This is a genomic window from Bifidobacterium tibiigranuli, from assembly GCF_009371885.1.
Classification (GTDB): domain Bacteria; phylum Actinomycetota; class Actinomycetes; order Actinomycetales; family Bifidobacteriaceae; genus Bifidobacterium; species Bifidobacterium tibiigranuli.
Window position 1 is genome coordinate 36,291 of record NZ_QLZA01000010.1, and the last position, 18,237, is coordinate 54,527.

13 protein-coding genes are annotated in these 18,237 nt (G+C 61.2%); 2 read left to right on the plus strand and 11 right to left on the minus strand.

Features of this window, described 5'->3' with window-relative positions; genetic code table 11:
* Positions 1–145: 145 nt before the first annotated feature.
* From DDF78_RS09355 to DDF78_RS09365, 3 genes are all read right to left on the minus strand, one after another.
* On the minus strand, positions 146–1,510 hold the full coding sequence (locus DDF78_RS09355) for an aspartate aminotransferase family protein (RefSeq protein ID WP_152581118.1): 1,365 nt from the start codon (positions 1,508–1,510) through the stop codon (positions 146–148).
* A gap of 167 nt (positions 1,511–1,677) precedes the next feature.
* On the minus strand, positions 1,678–3,177 hold the full coding sequence (locus DDF78_RS09360) for an amino acid permease (RefSeq protein WP_152581117.1): 1,500 nt from the start codon (positions 3,175–3,177) through the stop codon (positions 1,678–1,680).
* Between the two features lie 175 nt (positions 3,178–3,352).
* Positions 3,353–4,420 carry a phosphotransferase enzyme family protein gene (locus DDF78_RS09365; protein ID WP_152581116.1) on the minus strand — a complete coding sequence of 356 codons (1,068 nt, stop codon included), beginning with the start codon at positions 4,418–4,420 and terminating at the stop codon, positions 3,353–3,355.
* Between the two features lie 287 nt (positions 4,421–4,707).
* Between DDF78_RS09365 and DDF78_RS09370 the strand changes: the two genes are divergently transcribed.
* Entirely contained in the window at positions 4,708–6,681 is a 1,974-nt protein-coding gene (locus DDF78_RS09370) for a beta-glucoside-specific PTS transporter subunit IIABC (RefSeq protein WP_162000754.1), read from the plus strand.
* Between the two features lie 317 nt (positions 6,682–6,998).
* Here the strand turns inward: DDF78_RS09370 and DDF78_RS12320 are convergent, their stop codons facing one another.
* The 7 genes from DDF78_RS12320 to DDF78_RS09405 form a co-directional block, all read right to left on the minus strand.
* Entirely contained in the window at positions 6,999–7,169 is a 171-nt protein-coding gene (locus tag DDF78_RS12320; protein ID WP_152581165.1) for a response regulator transcription factor, read from the minus strand.
* 91 nt (positions 7,170–7,260) lie between these two features.
* Entirely contained in the window at positions 7,261–9,906 is a 2,646-nt protein-coding gene (gene pepN / locus DDF78_RS09380) for an aminopeptidase N (protein ID WP_152581114.1), read from the minus strand.
* Between the two features lie 284 nt (positions 9,907–10,190).
* Positions 10,191–12,254, minus strand: a complete 2,064-nt coding sequence (locus DDF78_RS09385) for a ribonuclease J (protein ID WP_237564630.1) — start codon at positions 12,252–12,254, stop codon at positions 10,191–10,193.
* A 143-nt stretch (positions 12,255–12,397) separates the two neighbouring features.
* Positions 12,398–13,303, minus strand: coding sequence for a 4-hydroxy-tetrahydrodipicolinate synthase (gene dapA, locus DDF78_RS09390; protein WP_152581113.1), 906 nt, complete (start codon positions 13,301–13,303; stop codon positions 12,398–12,400).
* Between the two features lie 52 nt (positions 13,304–13,355).
* Complete coding sequence (gnd, locus tag DDF78_RS09395; protein WP_152581112.1) at positions 13,356–14,234, minus strand: phosphogluconate dehydrogenase (NAD(+)-dependent, decarboxylating); 879 nt, start codon at positions 14,232–14,234, stop codon at positions 13,356–13,358.
* Positions 14,235–14,320: 86 nt separating this feature from the next.
* Entirely contained in the window at positions 14,321–14,920 is a 600-nt protein-coding gene (locus DDF78_RS09400) for a gluconokinase (RefSeq protein WP_237564631.1), read from the minus strand.
* A 109-nt stretch (positions 14,921–15,029) separates the two neighbouring features.
* Positions 15,030–16,451 (minus strand): GntP family permease, encoded by a 1,422-nt coding sequence (locus DDF78_RS09405; protein WP_152581111.1) that lies wholly within the window; start codon positions 16,449–16,451, stop codon positions 15,030–15,032.
* A 163-nt stretch (positions 16,452–16,614) separates the two neighbouring features.
* Here DDF78_RS09405 and DDF78_RS09410 point away from each other — a divergent pair, with 163 nt between their 5' ends.
* A complete protein-coding gene (locus DDF78_RS09410; RefSeq protein ID WP_152581110.1) occupies positions 16,615–17,376 on the plus strand; it encodes a FadR/GntR family transcriptional regulator in 762 nt (253 codons plus the stop codon).
* A gap of 31 nt (positions 17,377–17,407) precedes the next feature.
* Here DDF78_RS09410 and dapB read toward each other — a convergent pair whose 3' ends face one another.
* The gene (dapB, locus tag DDF78_RS09415; RefSeq protein WP_152581109.1) at positions 17,408–18,160 is read right to left on the minus strand and encodes a 4-hydroxy-tetrahydrodipicolinate reductase; all 753 of its coding nucleotides are present in this window, start codon (positions 18,158–18,160) and stop codon (positions 17,408–17,410) included.
* Positions 18,161–18,237: the final 77 nt, after the last annotated feature.

Sequence of the window (18,237 nt, forward strand, 5' to 3'; positions counted from 1 at the left end):
TTGAACGGTTTCGAGGAAGGCATGGGCCGTTGTACATGCAATTGTGAATATGTACAACGGCCCGCCGTTTCACCGGTTGCGCAGCCGCATGCGCAATGGGCCACGCGGCCTTGGCTAGCCTTGCCCGGCCTCAGGCTCAGGAATCTCAGGCCTTAAGCTCGCTCAGGGTCTTCTCGAAGGCGTCAGCGAACCAGTCGATGTCGCTGTCGCTGAAAACCAGCGGCGGGCGCAGCTTGAGGATGTTGCCATAGCGCCCGCACACCGAGGTCAGCACGCGATGCTCGCGCAAGGACTCGAGAATATTGAGCGCCATCGGCTGATCGGCCTCCTTCGTGCCCGGCTTCACGATTTCGCACGCGATATACAGCCCGGCTCCGCGCACATCGCCGATGCACGCATGATGCTGCTGCATTTCGGTGAGCACAGCCTTGAAATGCGCGCCAACCGTACGCGCGTTGCCCATGGTGTCTTCATCGCGCATGACGTTCAGCACTGCCTGCGCCGCCGCCATGCATACGGGGTTGCCGCCGAAGGTGTTGAAATAGGGAATCGAACCGGCGAAGGGTTCCAGCACCTCATGCCGCACGGCCATCATGGAGGTCGGCAGTCCGTTCGCCATCGGCTTGCCCGAAGTGACGATGTCAGGCACGATGCCTTGGCGTGCGAAGCCCCAGAAGGCATCACCCGTGCGCGTGAAGCCCGGCTGCACTTCGTCCGCGATCCACACGCCGCCCAGCTCGTGCACGGCGTCAATCACCGGTTTCAGATAGCCGACCGGATCAGGGTACACGCCGTCGGAGGAGAAGATAGAATCGGCCAGCAGCCCGGCGAAGGCGATTCCGTGGCGCTGCATATCGGCAGCGGCCTTGCGCACTTCCCCGGCCATCCACGCGCCAAAGGCCTCCGGCTTGCACTGCGAGGCCGGAACGCCGTCAATCTCAAGCCGATACGTGTCAGGAGTAGGAATCATGCGCATGGTCAGCCCCAGCGTCTGGGCCGTGCCCAAGGCCGGCGAAAGTCCGGAAGTCAACGCGCTATTGCCGTGGTAGGCCTCGGCGGTGACGATGATGCCCTGCCCGCCCGTATACGTCCGTGCCACGCGCACCGCGAGATCATTGGCCTCCGAGCCGGTGCATTGGAACATCACGCGGTCGAGTTCATCCGGCATGGTGGAAAGAATGTCATCGGCGTAATTGAGGACATTCTCGTGCAGATAGCGCGTATGCGTGTTGAGCAGCGAGGCCTGGTTCGCAATGGCCTCGACCACGCGCGGATGGCAGTGCCCGACCGACGCGACATTGTTGTACACGTCCAGATACTCGACGCCGTCGGCGTCCCACAAATGCGAGCCGACGCCTTTGACCAGATGCACGGGCTTGCGGTAGAACAGCCGGTACGCTGGCCCCAGCACTTCGCGCTCTTCCGTCAGCTTGCGCGTCTCAGGGTCCAGCTCGTTTGCCATTTCAGGCCGGAAGCTGTTGGTGTCCATGATCGTTGAACGGGTTGCCATTATTTCTTTTCCTTCGTTGGATTGAGATTGGATGAGGGTTGTGTCTCGGTTGGTCCGACGTGCGGCGACGCACGTTCCGCGTCGCTGCACGTCAGACTCCTTTGACCGTTTTGGCTGGCTGTAGCGATTGTAGACTTACCATGATTCGTCTTACGCCAGCCCAGAAATCATTCGGTTTTGTACTGCGCCGAACCGCCAGACGCTGCGAACTCTTCCTCGGGAGACAAGACCAGATGCTTGCGACCGTACAGTGCGAAGAACGCCGTAGCCACGAGGTAAATGGCGACCATCGCATACACCGCCAGGCGATAATCCGGGTTGAAGAGCACTGCAACGAAAATCACCAGCGCGAGCAGCCCTGAGATCACAGCTCCAGGAACGCCGTATTTGCTGACGAATGGCCTCTTGATATCCGGCATCCTCTTGCGCAGCAGCACGAAGGACACCATCTGCAGCAGGTAGGCAAGCACAGCGCCCCACACTGCGATGTTCAGCACGACCGAGCCTGCTCCGGAACCGCCGTAGGCGATGATGAACAGCGTGGCGAATCCGATGATCGCGCCGACGACTAGCCCCCAGTACGGCGTCTTCTTCTTGCCAGTCAGACTTAGGAAGGCCGGATAGTAGCCGGCGCGGGAGAGCGAGTACAGGTTGCGGCCATAGGCGAACATGATGCCCTGAATCGACGCGAGCAGGCCGATCAGCGCGAATGCAGAGAGCACAGCTGCGAGATTGCCCGGCAGAATCGCCCGGTAGCCGTCGAGCAGCGGTTCGTCGGAGCCGGCGAGCGCCTTAGAGCCGACAACCGCAGGATTGAGGAAGACGATGACCAGTGCGGACAGTCCCAGCGTGAAAATGCACCAGCGTGAGGCCTTCGGAATGTTGCGTTCAGGCTCGCGCACTTCTTCGGCGGCCAACGGCAGCTGCTCAATGCCCAGGAAGAGCCACATGGCGAAGGGCATCGCGTAGAATATTGCACCAGTGCTAAACGGCAGGAAGGCGTTATCGCCGTGTTCGGGCTTGATGTTCAACAGCGAGGAGAAGTCTATTTTGCCGGAGATGATCGCACCGATGCCGAAGACTGCGACAATGGCCAGCGCAATGATTGATATGACCTGAGCGAAACGGAACGAGGTCTCCGCGCCGAGCCAGTTGATCACGACGAATGCAACGTACAGAATGAGCCACCACACCCATTGCAGCCCGTGATGAGTCAGCGAGTATCCGGTGAGGTCGGAGAGTATCGCATCTGCGTATGCCGACGAGAAATACACGATGGTCGCCGCGGTCATCACGTATTCGATGGTTTCCGCCAAGCCGGTGAAGAACCCGCCCCACGGCCCCATTGCAGCGCGCGCGAAGGAGTATGCGCCGCCGGTGTGCGGCATGGCCGAAGCCATTTCGCTGATGGAATTGAGCATCATCACATACATCGCATATACCACGAGGGCGGCGATAAGCATGCCGCCCCAGCCGGCTTGGGCGATGCCGCCGTTCCAGCCGGAGAAATCTCCGGAAATCACTGCAGATATGCCGATGGCCCACAGGCCGAAAACACCTGCGGTTCGTTTGAGCTGGCGCTTTTCGAAATAATCGTCGCTGGTGGTGATATAGGTGACGCCGGCTGGCCCGGTGCTTCTGTGTTCGTCGGTCGTTGCTGTAGACATGGTGACCGTATTCCTTTCCGTGAGTTGACTATGAGAATGGTTCCGCTGTGCTGCGGATGGCAGCTGCGGGAGCGGCTGCAGAAGACAATACGCAGCACGAAGTTAATGATGAGAAGTCAATGATGAGCAGCCAATGACAATGAATTATGGCTGTCCGCTGATTCGCGCTGACCTGTTACCGCTGCAGCCACAGCGAATCTTCGAGATACCGTCGTGCGCATTCGACGCTGCCTGGCGCCTGGGCTGCTGCCAGCCCGTCAGGCAGCGCATCCTCGCGGTGATTGGTGGTCCAGCCGAGCATCTGCAGGCGGCGAATCATCGACAGCGCGGACATGGTTTCGAGCTCGTCGGCGCTGAACCGACCGGCTTGGCGCTCGTATCCCCGCACCCATGCCTGAGCGAGTTCGGGAGCGTATGACTCGTGCTCGATGAAGCTCAGCGACGACGCGTAATCGTAGAGGTACCAGCTGTATCCGGCGTCATCGAAGTCGATGATGGTCAGCTCGCCGTCCTCGGCTCTGATCACATTCGAAGGGCGCAGATCGGCGTGAATCAAGCCCCAGGTCTCGTTGGTGCGCGGCACTTTCATGACCACGTCCATCGCCTTCCATAGCGCCTTTTCGCACGTCTCGCGCTCGTCATCATTCAGATTCGCGCTTTCCCACCGTCCCCAGCGCGGGGATGGGCCGACCATATTCGACAGATCCCAATTGAACCGTTGGAAGCCATACGGCGGTTTCCAATGGCGCGACTGCTCGTGGAACAGTGCCGCCCACGAGCCGATGGTCTCGTAGTACGGTGCCGGGTTGTCGAGGTCTTCGAGCACCTCGCCGCTGACGAATTTGGTGGAGACCACCGTCCAGCCGATGCCGCTGGTGTCATGGATCGTGGTCACGAAGGTGCCACGGACCGTGGGCACGGGATTGATGAGCCTGACGCCATCGATGTCGTGCAGTGCGTTGAGCCATAGGATCTCAGAGGCCACCGCCTGCGGCCCGCCTACGTATCCAGGCTGTGAGACGCGCACGACGCCTTCCTCCTTGCCGTCGAGCTTGAGCACGAAGGTCGCGTTCTCCGAGACGGTGATAAGTTGGATTTCGGCTCGGCTTTTCTCGATGCCCCAAGCCGCGCACACTCCTTGGAACAACCAGAACGGGGCCGGCGAGCCCTTGGTCAGCCCACTGAACGCATCAAGGCTTGCCGGTTGGTCGTCGGAGCCGAGAATCGTGGAAATCTGTAACATCGAAACCTCTTTTGTATAGCGGATTCGTGATTGGTGACTTCCATTCTCGCCAACATCGCCCGCGCAATCGCGGTGAAGCTGTTACAGACCAGTTACAAAACCGCGACTTGTATTAATGGCTGGTTACCGATGCCTGAGTGCGTGGGTTAAGTTAAGAAACGTGGGTCTTAACTTAACCCCCAATCCGCGACGCGGCGGAACGAGTTACATCGTACATCCATGCTGTAGAATCAGGTTCTCGTACATATAGACGAACGATGAAGCACGTTTATCAAGGAGGATACGAGATGGCATACGACTGGACCGCGAGCGCCCGGCGCTTGCTCAAGGGCGTGGGCGGTGAGCAGAACGTCATTAATATGACCCACTGCGCCACGCGAATACGTCTGCAGCTCAAGGACGAATCAAAGGTCGACGAGGCAGCGCTCCGCGCCGATCCGAAGGTCATCACCACAGTGAGCGCGGGTGGCCAATACCAGATTGTCGTGGGCAATGATGTGCCGCTGCTGTACGATGCGATTATCGGCATCTCGAACATCGGCTCCGCCGAGGCTACAGGCAGCGCAGACTCAGCCGATGCCTCCGATGGCAACGAGCCGGCAGGCAAGCAGCAGAATCTGGCGATGCGGTTCATCGCCATGATTTCCTCGATCTTCCTGCCCATCATCTGGGTGCTGTCGGGCACCGGACTGGTCTCGGCCCTGCTCCTGATACTCGTCAAACTGAACGTATTGGGCACCACCAGCCAGACGTACATCATCCTGCACGCCATCGGTGACAGCGTGCTGTACTTCCTTCCTGTGTTCCTCGCCGCTACGAGCGCCAAGCGCTTCAAGTCAAACCAGTTCGTCGCTATGGCGATTGCCTGCGCGTTGATATACCCGTCGGTAATCACGCTGGCGAGCGCCAAATCCGTGCATTTCATCGGCATTCCCGTGGCGATCGTGAATTACACCTACACGGTGATCCCGATCATCATCACGATCTGGGCCGCCAGCAAGCTCGAGCATGTCCTCAACAAATATCTGCCGAGCAATCTTCGCAACTTCCTCTCCCCCATGCTCGTCGTGCTCATCACGGTTCCGCTGGTGCTGCTGACCATCGGACCGCTGTCGAGCTGGTGCGCGGAAGGACTTGCCAACGGGCTCGAATGGCTCTGGGGCAAGGCGCCTATCGTCGGCGGCCTGATCTTGGGCGCTGCGTGGCAGCCGCTTGTAGTGTTCGGCATCCACTGGGGCGTGTGGCCGGTCATCATCAACGACATCGCGCTTAACGGCTTCAGCCATCTCTCCGCTCCCCTGCTGCCCGCCGTGTTCGGCATGTGTGGTGCCGTGCTCGGGGTGTTCCTGAAGACCAAGAACAAGCATCTCAAGGAGCTCGCCGGGCCGGCGACCATCACCGGCGTGTTTGCAGGCATCACTGAACCGGCCATCTACGGCGTGACGTTGCCGTTGCGCCGGCCCTTCATCTACGCAGTTATCGGCGGCGGCGTCGGCGGTGCGATCGCCGCTGCGGGCGGTGGCGGAACGACCGCATTTGCCCTGCCTGGTGGCCTGACCATACCGGTGTACATCGGCGTGGGCAATTTCTCCTTGGAGATGATCGGCACTGGAGTCGCGGCTGTAATCGCCTTCATCCTCACACTCACGGTTGGTTTCAAAGACATACCTGAGGATTCGGCGGCTTCGGTGGCGGCTGAAGCTGGAACTGACGCTGATCACGTCGGCGACGCTCAGGCGGATGCTTCGCTCGCCGCAGCTCCTGCTGTCGCGAGTGCGACCGCAACTGCAACTCAGACCGCCACGGAAACCAAGGTCATTGCAGTCGGCGCGCCCGCCACTGGCACAGTGGTTGCCCTGCAGAATATCGCGGATCAGATATTCGCGAGCGGAGCGCTGGGCCAGGGAGCCGGAGTGAATCCCTCTGACGGCCGCGTAGTCGCACCGGTGAGCGGGACTGTCATCACGGCGATGCCGCACGCCTTCGGCATACAGACCGATGACGGCGTGGAAGTGCTGGTGCATATCGGCATCGATACCGTCAAGCTCAACGGAGAAGGCTTCCAATCCGCCGCTACGCAGGGACAGCGCGTGGAAGCTGGCGATCTGCTCAGCACTGTTGACTTGGCTCACATCGCCCAGGCCGGCTTCGACACGACGGTCATCACCGTAGTCACGAATTCGCAGCAGTTCGTCGATGTGGTCCCCACCGACGCCACCACCGTGAACGCCGGGGAGCCGCTGCTCAGCGTCGTCGCCTGACGATTCACCCGATAGCTCATTCGGAACTCGTTGCCATTAACGCGTTGCCCCGCAACCTCGCCCATCCGAGATTGCGGGGCAATGTCGTACACAGGCTCTGAGCGCAATCACGGTCTCTGCGCTCTGCCCGCGCAGTCCTCAACGAAACATCGCGCAGCCGCTACTATGGATGCAGAGCAGATTTCATTATGTGCAAATCTAGACGGCTTCGCCTCGCAGACTCGGTTTGCCAGCTAATCCAGTCGATTCCGATTGCAGCACGTCCTCGCGGCATCTATGTGAGATATATCCAACATTTCACTTTTGTTGGGTATATCTCACAGCCACTTGTTTCGGCGGGTTATGCTGATGGCCTCCAAGCGGTTTCGGGCGACGAGCTTGCTGAAAACCGCTGAAAGGTAGTTGCGCACAGTGCCTTCCGACAGGAAAGTCTGCGCGGCGATGTCCTTGGCTGCACAAGTCGGGCGATAGCATTTTCGGTCCGCTATTTTCCGCGGCCGAACAACGCTATCGCCCGACTTGTGTGCATTACCCCGCGCATGTCATGACATACGCCCGGGGGTGGGTCTATGTCCTGCTCTACAGCGACTCGTTGTACTTGCGGACGTTGAGGGTGCGCTGGGAGGCTTCGACGTTGGCGCTGATCATGTGGCGCAGGGCGCGGTCGGCGTCGGCGTGGGTTTCGAGCCAGCGGGTGCCGCCGGACACCAGCTTGGCCGGGTCGGCGTAGAAGGGGTACAGACCGCCGATGAGATTCTCGGCCATGTGGAAGGTCTTGTGCTTCCATATCCAGTCCACAGTCTGGAAGTAGCGGTCGATATACGGCTCGGCAAGCTCGGCGTTCGCCTGCGCGAAGCCGCGGATAACCTCTTCGAGCTGGCTGTTGGTCAGCGTGTCGTTATCCAGCGCCTGATCCCAAGCCCAGTTCTTGGCTTCGGGCGTGGAATGCGCGGCGCGGGCACCGTAAGCGAATTCACGGTTCTCGGTGGTGTCGCGCTTGGCGAGTTCAGCGTCGATTCCGGCCTCGTCGATCAGGTTGGCGACGGCCAGCGCGTGGATGACGGCCCAGCGCAGATTGTTGTCGATTTCCAGCCCATCGAGCGTGACGGAACCATCAAGCAGACCTTGTACGTTCGTGGCGAACTCGACGTCGCCCTCCGTGCCATAGCCCAAGTAGGCACTGACCAGCTGGAACTGCTCGTCGGAGCCGGGCTGCGCGTCATGGGCCAGTTGCCAGAGCCGTGCGGCCGCATGCTGGGCGGCCTCGTCGGCGCGAGCGGCGGCAACATAGTGCATCACCGTGGTGCGCAGGGTCGCCAGCGCATAGCGGAAGGTGGTCGACTCGTGCTCGGTTGCAAGCATTTTCAGACTCAAATCGGCGAAACGCTCAGCCGGGAACTCGGCGTCGCGCGTCATATCCCACAGCGACAGCCAAATCGTGGCGCGGGCAAGCGCATCGTCGAAGCGATACAGGTTCTCGGCGGCGAATTCGAGCGAATCCGCGTCGAAGCGCAGCTTGGTATAGGTCAGATCGTCATCGTTCACCAGAATGAACGCCGGGCGCTTGCGGCCTACGACCTGCGGTATCTCGGTGCTTTCGCCGTCGACGTCGAGTTCGAAGCGGTCGGTACGTACGATGGTGCCGCCGTCGTCAGTACCGCCGTCAGCACTGTCGCCTGCATTATCAGCATTATCAACGTCGTAGAAGCCAATCGCCAAGCGATGCGCGCGTAGCACCGGATGCTCGTCCGGCGCGGATTGCCTGAGCGTCATGGCGGTAATCGTGCCATCCGCGGCCGTCTCCACTTCGGCGGCAATCGTATTGATGCCCGCCTGTTCCAGCCATTGCGCACTCCACGCCTTGAGGTCGCGGCCGGAGGCGGCTTCCAGTTCGGTGAGCAGGTCGGCCAGCGTCGCGTTGCCATACTGGTGCTTGGTCAGGTAGCTGTTGATGCCCGTGAAGAACTGCTCGCGGCCGACGTACGCCACCAGCTGCTTCAACACGGATGCGCCCTTGGCATAGGTGATGCCGTCGAAGTTCACCTCGGTATCATGCAGATCGTTGATCGGTGCAACGATCGGGTGCGTGGTCGAAAGCTGATCTTGGTTCAGCGCCCAGCTCTTCTCGCCGGAGGTGAAGGTAGCCCAGGAATCGTGCCATTCGGTGGCTTCAGCAGTGGCCAGCGTCGACATGAATTCGGCGAAGGACTCGTTGAGCCACAGGTCATTCCACCACTTCATGGTCACCAGATCGCCGAACCACATGTGGGCCAGCTCGTGCAGCACGGTCACCACGCGGCGCTCGACCAGCGCGTCGGACACCTTGGATTCGAAGAGGTAGGAGTCGCGGATCGTGACCATGCCGATGTTCTCCATCGCGCCCGCATTGTATTCCGGCACGTAGATCTGGTCGAACTTCGCATACGGATACGGCACGCCCCAGGTCTTGGCGTAGAAGGCGAAGCCCTTCTTCGTGATGTCGAAGAGGTAATCTGTATCCTTGCCGAGCGCGTCCTTAAGCGCCTGACGGCAATACATCGCCATCGGCACGGTGCGGCCGTCCTCGTTGGCGTATTCGGTATGCCACTGCGCATACGGCCCGGCGCAGATCGCGGTGAGATAGGAGCTCATTATCGGCGTCGGCTCGAACACCCAGCGTTTGATGCCTTCGATCGCGTGGTCACCCAGCGTGCCTTCGGCGGTTGCACCTTGAGTCGCTTCACACGAGGCAACGGGCATATTCGAGGTGACGATCCAGCTTTCCGGTGCCAGCATGGTGAAATAGAATACGGCTTTGATGTCAGGCTGATCGAAGACCGCGTAGACGCGCCGCGCGTCCGGCACTTCGAACTGGGAGTAAAGATACACGTTACCGTCGGAGGGGTCGACGCTGCGGTGCAGACCCTCGCCAGTGTTCGAATACCGGCACAGCGCCTCAACAATGACCTCGTTATGCTCGTGCAGATTTTTGAGCGCTATGCGGTTGTCCTCATATGCTGCCGCCGGGCCGATCGGCTCGCCGTTGAAGGTGATTGCAGTGATGCGATCGGCGATGATGTCAAGGAAGGTCTCGACTCCCGGCGTCGCGTCGAAGCGCAGCGTGGTGCGCGAGCCGAAGGTCTTCGGGCCTTTCGTCAGATCGAGTTCGACGGCGTAGTGAATCGGGGACGAGACGATGCCCGCCCGTTCCTCGGCTTCGACGCGGGTGAGGTTTGCTCCTGGCATGGTTCTCCTTGTGTGATATGTGGCCTTGCGGCTGCGTGACCTTGTGACAGTGCAGCCGCTGGTCACGGTTGTTGCCGCTGCCGGGCGTTGCTGCACGGCTTTCGGCTCCAAGCGCCAACTACGCGAATGCGGCGCAATGCAGTTCATCCGCATTGCGCCGCATTCGCTGCAACGCCTTGGCCGGCTATCAGTCTGTTCTGGTGCAGTCCGGCCGTCGCTGCTTTTCGATTATGCTCAGCGCCTTTATTCTAAAACACTCTAAAACGCTGTGGTTTCCAAACGCCTCAGCGCCGGCCCGAAGTGTCGACGTCCTGCGCGATGTCGGCGACGACCGGCACCACCATGGGCTTGCGGTGCAGCTGGCGAGCCACCCAGCTGCCGATCGTGCGGCGCATGATCTGCTGCAGCTTGTAGGTGTCCTTGGTGCCCTGCATCATCGCATCCTCGAGCTGCTGGATGATCTGGCGGCGCACCTGCTCGAAATCGCTTTCGTCCTCAGCCATGGCATTCAAGTAGATCTTCGGCCCGGACACGACGTCCGAACGGTCGGTATCGACCACGGCGAAGCAGGAGACGAAGCCTTCGGAGCCGAGAATCCGGCGCTTCTCAAGCTCGTCATCGGTCAGCTCGCCGACCGAATCGCCGTCGACGTATACGTAGCCGCACGGCACGGAGCCGACGACCGCAGCCTGGCCGTGGTACAGGTCAACCACATCGCCATCCTCGGCCAGCACGACGTTGTTCGGGTTCACGCCGGTCTTGACGGCAATCAGGCCGTTGGCGACCAAGTGGCGGTTCTCGCCGTGAATCGGCATCGCGCACTTGGGCTTGATGATGTTGTACAGGTACAGCAGCTCGCCCTCGTCGGCATGTCCGGAGACGTGAATCGCGGCGCTGTCCTTGTTCACGACGCGCGCGCCCTTCTGCACGAGCTTGTTGATGACCTTGTAGACGCCGTGCTCGTTGCCCGGGATGAGCGAGCTGGCCAGCACGACCGTGTCGAACTCATTGACGGTGATGTCGCGGTGCGTGCCCTCGGCGATGCGGCCGAGCGCGGCCATCGGCTCGCCCTGCGAACCGGTGCACATGTAGACGATCTTGTTGTCCTGCACGTCATGCGCCTTCTTCAGGTCGATGACCGTGCCTTCGGGGATGTGCAGATAGCCCAAGTCGGAGGCGATGGCCATGTTGCGCACCATCGAACGGCCGACGAAGACGACCTTGCGGCCGATCTTGTGCGCGGCGTCCACGACCTGCTGCACGCGATGGACGTGGCTGGAGAAGCTCGCCACGATGATCTTGCGCGTGGCTTCGGAGAAGACCCGTTCAAGCTCCGGCCCAATTGAGGTTTCGGGCTTGACGAAGCCGGGGACCTCGGCGTTGGTCGAGTCCATCATGAGCAGGTCGACGCCCTGCTCGCCAAGCTTGCCGAACTCCACCAGATCGGTGATACGGTGGTCGAGCGGCAGCTGATCGAGCTTCAGGTCGCCAGTGTCGATAAGCGTGCCGGCAGGCGTGCGCACATGCACGGCCAGCGCGTCGGGAATCGAATGGGTGACGGCGATGAATTCGAGGTTGAAGGGGCCGACCTTGAGCTTGTCGCGGCCATCGACCTCAACCATGGTCGGGTTCTGATGATGCTCCTCGCACTTCGCCTTGACGAAGGCGAGCGTGAGCTTGGAACCAATCAGCGGGATGTCCGGGCGCAGCCTGAGCAGATACGGCACACCACCGATATGATCCTCGTGCCCGTGGGTGAGCACCAGGCCATCGATCTGGTCGAGCTTGTCCTTGATGTAGTCGAAATCGGGCAGAATCAGGTCGACGCCGGGCTGTTCCTCTTCCGGGAAGAGCACGCCGCAGTCGACGAGCAGGATGTGGCCGTTGTACTCGATCACATTCATGTTGCGGCCGATTTCGCCGAGGCCGCCGAGCGGCGTGATGCGCATGGAGCCCTTGCGGTACTTCGGCGGGGCGATCAGATGCTCGTCCTGCTGGGGCGATAGAGATGAGCCGTTGGAGCGCCCCCCGTTGCGGCGCTGGCCGCCACGGCCCGAGTTCGAACGGCCGGAATTGGAACGGTTCGAGTTGGAGCGCCCGGAATTCGAGCGCCTGCCTCCGGAGCGTGAATTGTGCGAGCGCTCGGACCGGCCGCGTGTCTCCTCAGGCTCCGAAGCCTGTGCTTCGGCGTCGCGCTGACCGTCCGCGTATTCGCGCTCCTGCGTCGGTTCTGACGTGGGCTCCACAGCGGATTCCGCTGTGGAATCTACGGCGGATTCACTGCCCCGTCTGGCAGCCTTGCTGCCGCGCCGGTGTGTGGTTGTTGCTGTTTGTTCTTCTGTGTCCATATCCTAGTGAATTTCTGTTCTTTTAGTGTCCGCGCCTATGCGTGGACGAGGATTGATGCGCCGGTCGGCGCGAACCTTGCAAGCCCGTGCCTGTCAACCGGTTTGAGTGCCTCGGCATTGCCAAGCGCCCTCGATGAGCAGCGTTACAGGAGCCCGGAAGCACGCATGCCGTTTTCGGCGCGCGTGAATTCGTCAGGGCCTGGTCCGACATTCGGCAAGCGCATGGTCGTCTCTTCGAGCACGCCGCGCACCTTGAGCGAAGCCTTGGCCATAACCGCCTGGAAGCCGTTGCCGTTCAGGGCCTCGACAAGCGGGGCGAGACGCACCGCGAGCTTCTGCGCGGTATGGATGTCGCCACGGTCGAAGGCCGTTGCCAAGTCGCGCATCGGGCCAGCGGCCGCATGCGCGATAACCGAGATGATGCCGACCGCGCCGACCGACAGGAACGGCAGGAACAGCCCGTCATCGCCCGAATACCACGTCAGCCCGGTCTCGATGCGCTTGCGCACCGCGCCGGCGATATCGCCCGTGGCGTCCTTGACGGCCTTGATGTGATCCAGCTCGGCCAAACGCCGGTAGGTTTCCAGCTGGATGTGCACGCCGGTGCGGCCCGGCACATCGTAGATGATGATGGGCTTGTCGGCCGAAGCGTTCACCGCCTGATAATGGCGGAAAATACCCTCCTGCGAAGGCCGCGAATAGTACGGCGCGACGACGAGCACCGCGTCGGCGCCAGCCTCCTGCGTCTGCTCGGCCATGCGCACGGTGTGAATCGTGTCGTTCGAACCAGCCCCGGAGATCACCGGAACATCCACGACGTCCTTGACGGCCTTGACCAGATCGACCTTCTCATCCATATGCGTCACCGGCGATTCGCCCGTGGTCCCGTTGACGACCAGGCCGTCGGCACCGTCGCTTACCAGTTGCCTGGCAAGGCGTTGCGCCGCATCGAAATCGATGGAGCCGTCGGCTGTCATAGGGGTAACCATTGCGGGAAGAATGCGCCCAAATGGCGCCGGGTCAAGAAGATGCATGGAACCGTCACTCATAATGCCCACGGTACTTCGCGGGCGGGACGCAATACAACAGCTGGGCGAACCGCTAGGCCTTGTCGACCGCGTGGCCACCAAACTGGTTGCGCAGAGCCGCCACCACTTTCATGGTCATCGGATCGTCAAGCTGCGAGTTCTGGCGGGCGAACAGCGATGCGGCGGTCACGGGCAGCGGCACGCCGAGGTTCAGACCGTCCTCGATCATCCACTTGGCCTCGCCGGTCTCCTGCGCACGCCCTGCGATATGCTCCAGATCCTTGTCGTCGTCCAGCGCACGCACCAGCAGGTCGAGCAACCAGGAGCGTACGACCGAGCCTTCGCGCCAGGAATCGCATACGTCGCGCGGATTGTCGACCAGCTCGCTGGCCTCCATCATCGCGTAGCCCTCGCCCAGGGCCTGCATCATGCCGTATTCGATGCCGTTGTGAATCATCTTGACGTAGTGCCCCGCGCCGACCGGCCCAGCGTGCACCAGACCGCTGTCGCCTTGCGGTTTCAGGGTTTCCAGCACCGGCTTGATGCGTTCGTAGTCCTCGGCAGCGCCACCTGCCATCAGCGCATAGCCTTCGGTGCGTCCCCAGACGCCGCCCGAAGTGCCGACATCCATGAAATGAATGCCATGCTGCTCCAATTCCTTGGCGTGGCGCTGATCCTCGCGGTATCGGGTGTTGCCGCCGTCGATCACGAGGTCGCCGGGTTCGAGCAACTGCGCGAGCTGGTCGACGGTGCTGTCGGTGGGCTTGCCGGCGGGCACCATGATCCAGATGGCGCGCGGCGCGTCGAGCGCGGCGACCAATGCTTCCAGCGAGTCCACGTCGCGGCCCGACTCCGGGGACATGTCGAAGCCGACGACGTCATGGCCGCCGTTTTTCAGTCTGGCGACCATGTTGCCGCCCATGCGGCCCAGTCCTATCATGCCGATTTTCATGAGATTCCTTTCCTTAAGGTTTCCTATGGAGATATTGGTGTTCGCTGCGCTGTGTTGCGCGCAGCCTAGATTGTGGGTTGCTGTAATCAGGCTCCCAGCGCGTCGAGGACGGCCTGGGTCTCCTGCTCGACGCTCAAATGCTTGCTGAGGTCAAGGGTCAGATGCACCTCATCGGCGCTCGGCGGTTCAAGGATCGCGAACTGCGAATCGAGCATCGCCGGCTTCATGAAATGACCGCTGCGGTGCGCAAGCAGCTCCATAACCGTGTCATAGTCGCCACTGAGATACACGAAGACGACGCCGGGCAGGCGCAGCTTGTCGCGGTAGACCTTTTTCAGCGCCGAGCAGGTCACCACTCCCGGCTTGCCGTTGTCGATATGCTCGCGAATCCATGCCGCGAGCTTGTCGAGCCAGCCCCAGCGGTCATCATCGGTAAGCGGGATGCCCGTCGCCATCTTGTCGATATTGGCCTGCGGGTGGAAGTCGTCGGCCTCCGCGCTGTCCCAGCCCTGCCGTTCGGCGATGGCCGTGGCGACGGAGGTCTTGCCGCAGCCGCACACCCCCATCACGACGAGAATCGGCGCAGCACCGCGCAGATAGCCGTCGGGAATGGTGTTCTCAGTGACGTCGTCGATGACTGACTCGGTGTCATCGCGTGTCATGGTCAGTGTCTCATGCTCACTCATGAGCGTTCTCCGTTTCTTGCATATTGCTGATTATCGTCGTGAATTGTTGCGCACGGTGCGCGCAGAGGTGTTACTTATCTCATATTTTCATGTCTGCTGCGCTAGCTGGCTATATACCGATCGGCACGAAGATGCTCGCGACGAGCACCAGCGCCAGCACGACTACCGACAGCAGGCATTCCAACACGGACCAGGTCTTGAAGGTCTGGCCGACATCAAGGTTGAAGTATTCCTTGACCAGCCAGAAGCCGGCGTCGTTGACATGCGAAAGGAAGATCGAGCCAGCGCCAATGGCGAGCACCAGCAGCGAAACCGCAGCCGGAGATGCGCCCATGGTATCCATGACCGGGCCGAGGATGCCGGCGGTCGTCATGATGGAGACGGTGGCCGAGCCGGTCGCCACGCGCACGAACACGGCGATGAGCCAGCCGAGCAGCAGAATCGAGATATGCGAATGCTCGACGAAGCCGCCAATCATCGTGCCGATGCCAGTGTCGACAAGCACGCCCTTGTATCCGCCGCCACCGCCGACGATCAGCAGAATGCCTGCGACCGGAGGCAATGCAGCCCCGAGCGATTCGTTGATCTTCTTGAACGGGATGTGGCCGACCGAGCCGAGCGCGATCATGGAGAACAGCACGGCGATGAGCAGCGCCAGTTCCGGTTTGCCCAGGAAGCTCACGATCTGCGTCCACATGACTTGGGACGCATAGGCCTTGGGCGCTGCGATCTCGCAGATCGCGTTGATCAGCATCAGGACGGCGGGCAGCAGGATGCACAGCACGGACAGGCCGAAGGAAGGCAAGGCGCGACCGTCCGCGCCGCGATCCTCCTTGGACTCGGCGAAGTTCGCCGGAGCGCCGACCGGCACCCACTTCGCGGAGATGGCGGCGAAGGCCGGGCCGACGATAACGACGGTCAGAATGGCGATCGGAATGCCGAACAGCATGGTGATGCCGACGCTGGGATTGTCCTTGAAGCAGCTCAGCGCCGCCAGCGGGCCGGGGTGCGGCGGAACGCATGCGTGCATAACCGACAGACCGGCCAGAGTGGGGATGGCCACCTTCATCAGCGGCAGACCGGTGCGGCGCGTGACAAGCACGATAACCGGAACCAGCATGACCAGACCGACCTCGAAGAACATCGGCAGGCCGATAAGCGCGCCGATAACCGCCATCGTCCAGGGGATCATCGCCTTCGAGGAGCGCGATACCAAAGTGTCGACGATGCTGTCGGCCGCCCCGGTGTCCATCAGCACACGGCCAAGCATCGCACCCAGCCCGATGAGGATGCCAACGCTGGCCATCGTCGAACCGAAGGACGTACTGAAACTGGTGATGGTGTTAACAGGCCCGTATCCCGATCCGATGCCGACGACAAGGCCGGCCAGAATCAAGGATACGAAAGGATGCAGCTTGGCTACGGTGACCAGCAGTATCAGCACGATAATGCTGGCGATCACGCTCACGCCCAGTTGCGTTGTATTCAGATGCGGTGCAGCAGTCACTGCAGCAGCAAGCACAGTATTCATCCGTTACCTCTTCTTCGAGCACTCATGAATAAACGTATTGATATGTTATATACCGGCAAACAACGTTGTTTTGTATGCCATAAGGATAATATATACGCATATTGCATGTTTACGCAACGCGAGACACGCAGTGTTTTCTATTATCTGCGCCATACTTGAAGGCATGACGGATAGGTACTCGACCGAAGCTGCAGCGGGCAGCCATATCAATGCTTCGTCTGCTGCGCAGGACGAGGCCAGCCTGCACGATCGACTGCTTGAGGAATGGGGATCGGATATCGCCGCAGGGCGCATCGGGGCCGGCGAACGGCTGCCGCAGCCAAGCGCGGAACTCGGCGTGCCGTCACGCACCGTCACCCGCGAGGTGACCCGCGTCCTGGAATCGAAGGGCATGGTGAACGTCCGGCGCAAAACCGGCGCGATCGTCACTCCATCAGCCCAGTGGAATCCTTATGACCGGCAGATCATCCGCTGGCGGCTCAAGGGGCCGGAGCGGCTCGCTACCTTGCACGAGCTGTCGCAGTTGCGCGTGGCGGTGGAGCCGGCTGCAGCATTTCTGGCCGCGCAGAACGCGACTCCGAGCGACTGGGCACGGCTCACGCAGGCGACTATGGATATGGTCGCCTATTCGAACCATGCCAACGAATCCGAATATTTGCAGGCCGACATCATGTTTCACCGCACCTTGCTCACGGCAACCGGCAATCGTATGTTCGCGGCGCTGGACGGCATCATCGTCGCCACGCTCGAAGGGCGCACCGAGCATCAGCTCATGCCGAGCGTGGCAAACGCTGATGCTCTGCGCCGGCACACCGATGTCGCCGCCTTCATCCGCAAGGGCGACGGGGTCGCGGCGCGCAAGGCTATGGAGGATATCGTCAACGAATCGGATGAGGCCATGACGCAGATGACCGGCGGCGAATGACGGATGTGTCTGTACCTACAGCTGCCGGCATTTAAAGGTCGAGGAAGGTGTCGAGACCGATGTTCAGCCCCGGGTAGCCGCCATCGCGTAGCTTGCGCACGGCGAGCAGCACGCCCTGCATGAAGGATCCGCGGTCGAAGCTGTCGGCGCGGATGACCAGCTGCTCCCCCGCGTTGCCCAGCAGAATCTCCTCATGCGCGTTCAGGCCGCGCAGACGCACGGCATGCACGTGCACGCCGTCGACCACCTGGCCACGCGAACCGCCGTCAGTCACCGTGCCGTCGGGCATGGGGCCGAGCCCAGCCTCGCGACGGGACGCGGCGATGGCCTGCGCGGTATGGATGGCGGTGCCCGAAGGCGCGTCGATCTTATCGGGATGATGCAGCTCGATGACTTCAACCGATTCAAAGTATTTGGCCGCCTGCGCGGCAAAATGGTCGGCCAGCACAGCAGATATCGCGAAATTCGGCGCGATGAACACGGACTGGTCCGCGCGGGGCGCGTTCGCCAAGGCCTGACGCACCTGCTCAAGCTTGTCGTCATCCCAGCCGGTGGTGCCGACCACAACATCGACGCCATGCGCAACCAGCGTCAGCACATTGCTCAGCGAAGCCGAAGGAATGGTGAATTCGACCGCGACATCCGTATTGCCTGAATTGATCTGCGCGGGGTCCTGCCCGTGGTCGATGGTGTGCGAAAGCTGCATGTCGCTCGCGTCGTTCACCGCCTGCACCACGCTGGCCCCCATGCGTCCCTTCGCGCCTACCACTGCGACTCTGATCATCCGTTCACCCTTTCCACATGCCGTTCGCAGCCGCGAACGCAATTCCTGTAACTACCTACGTACTCTTGTATACTACT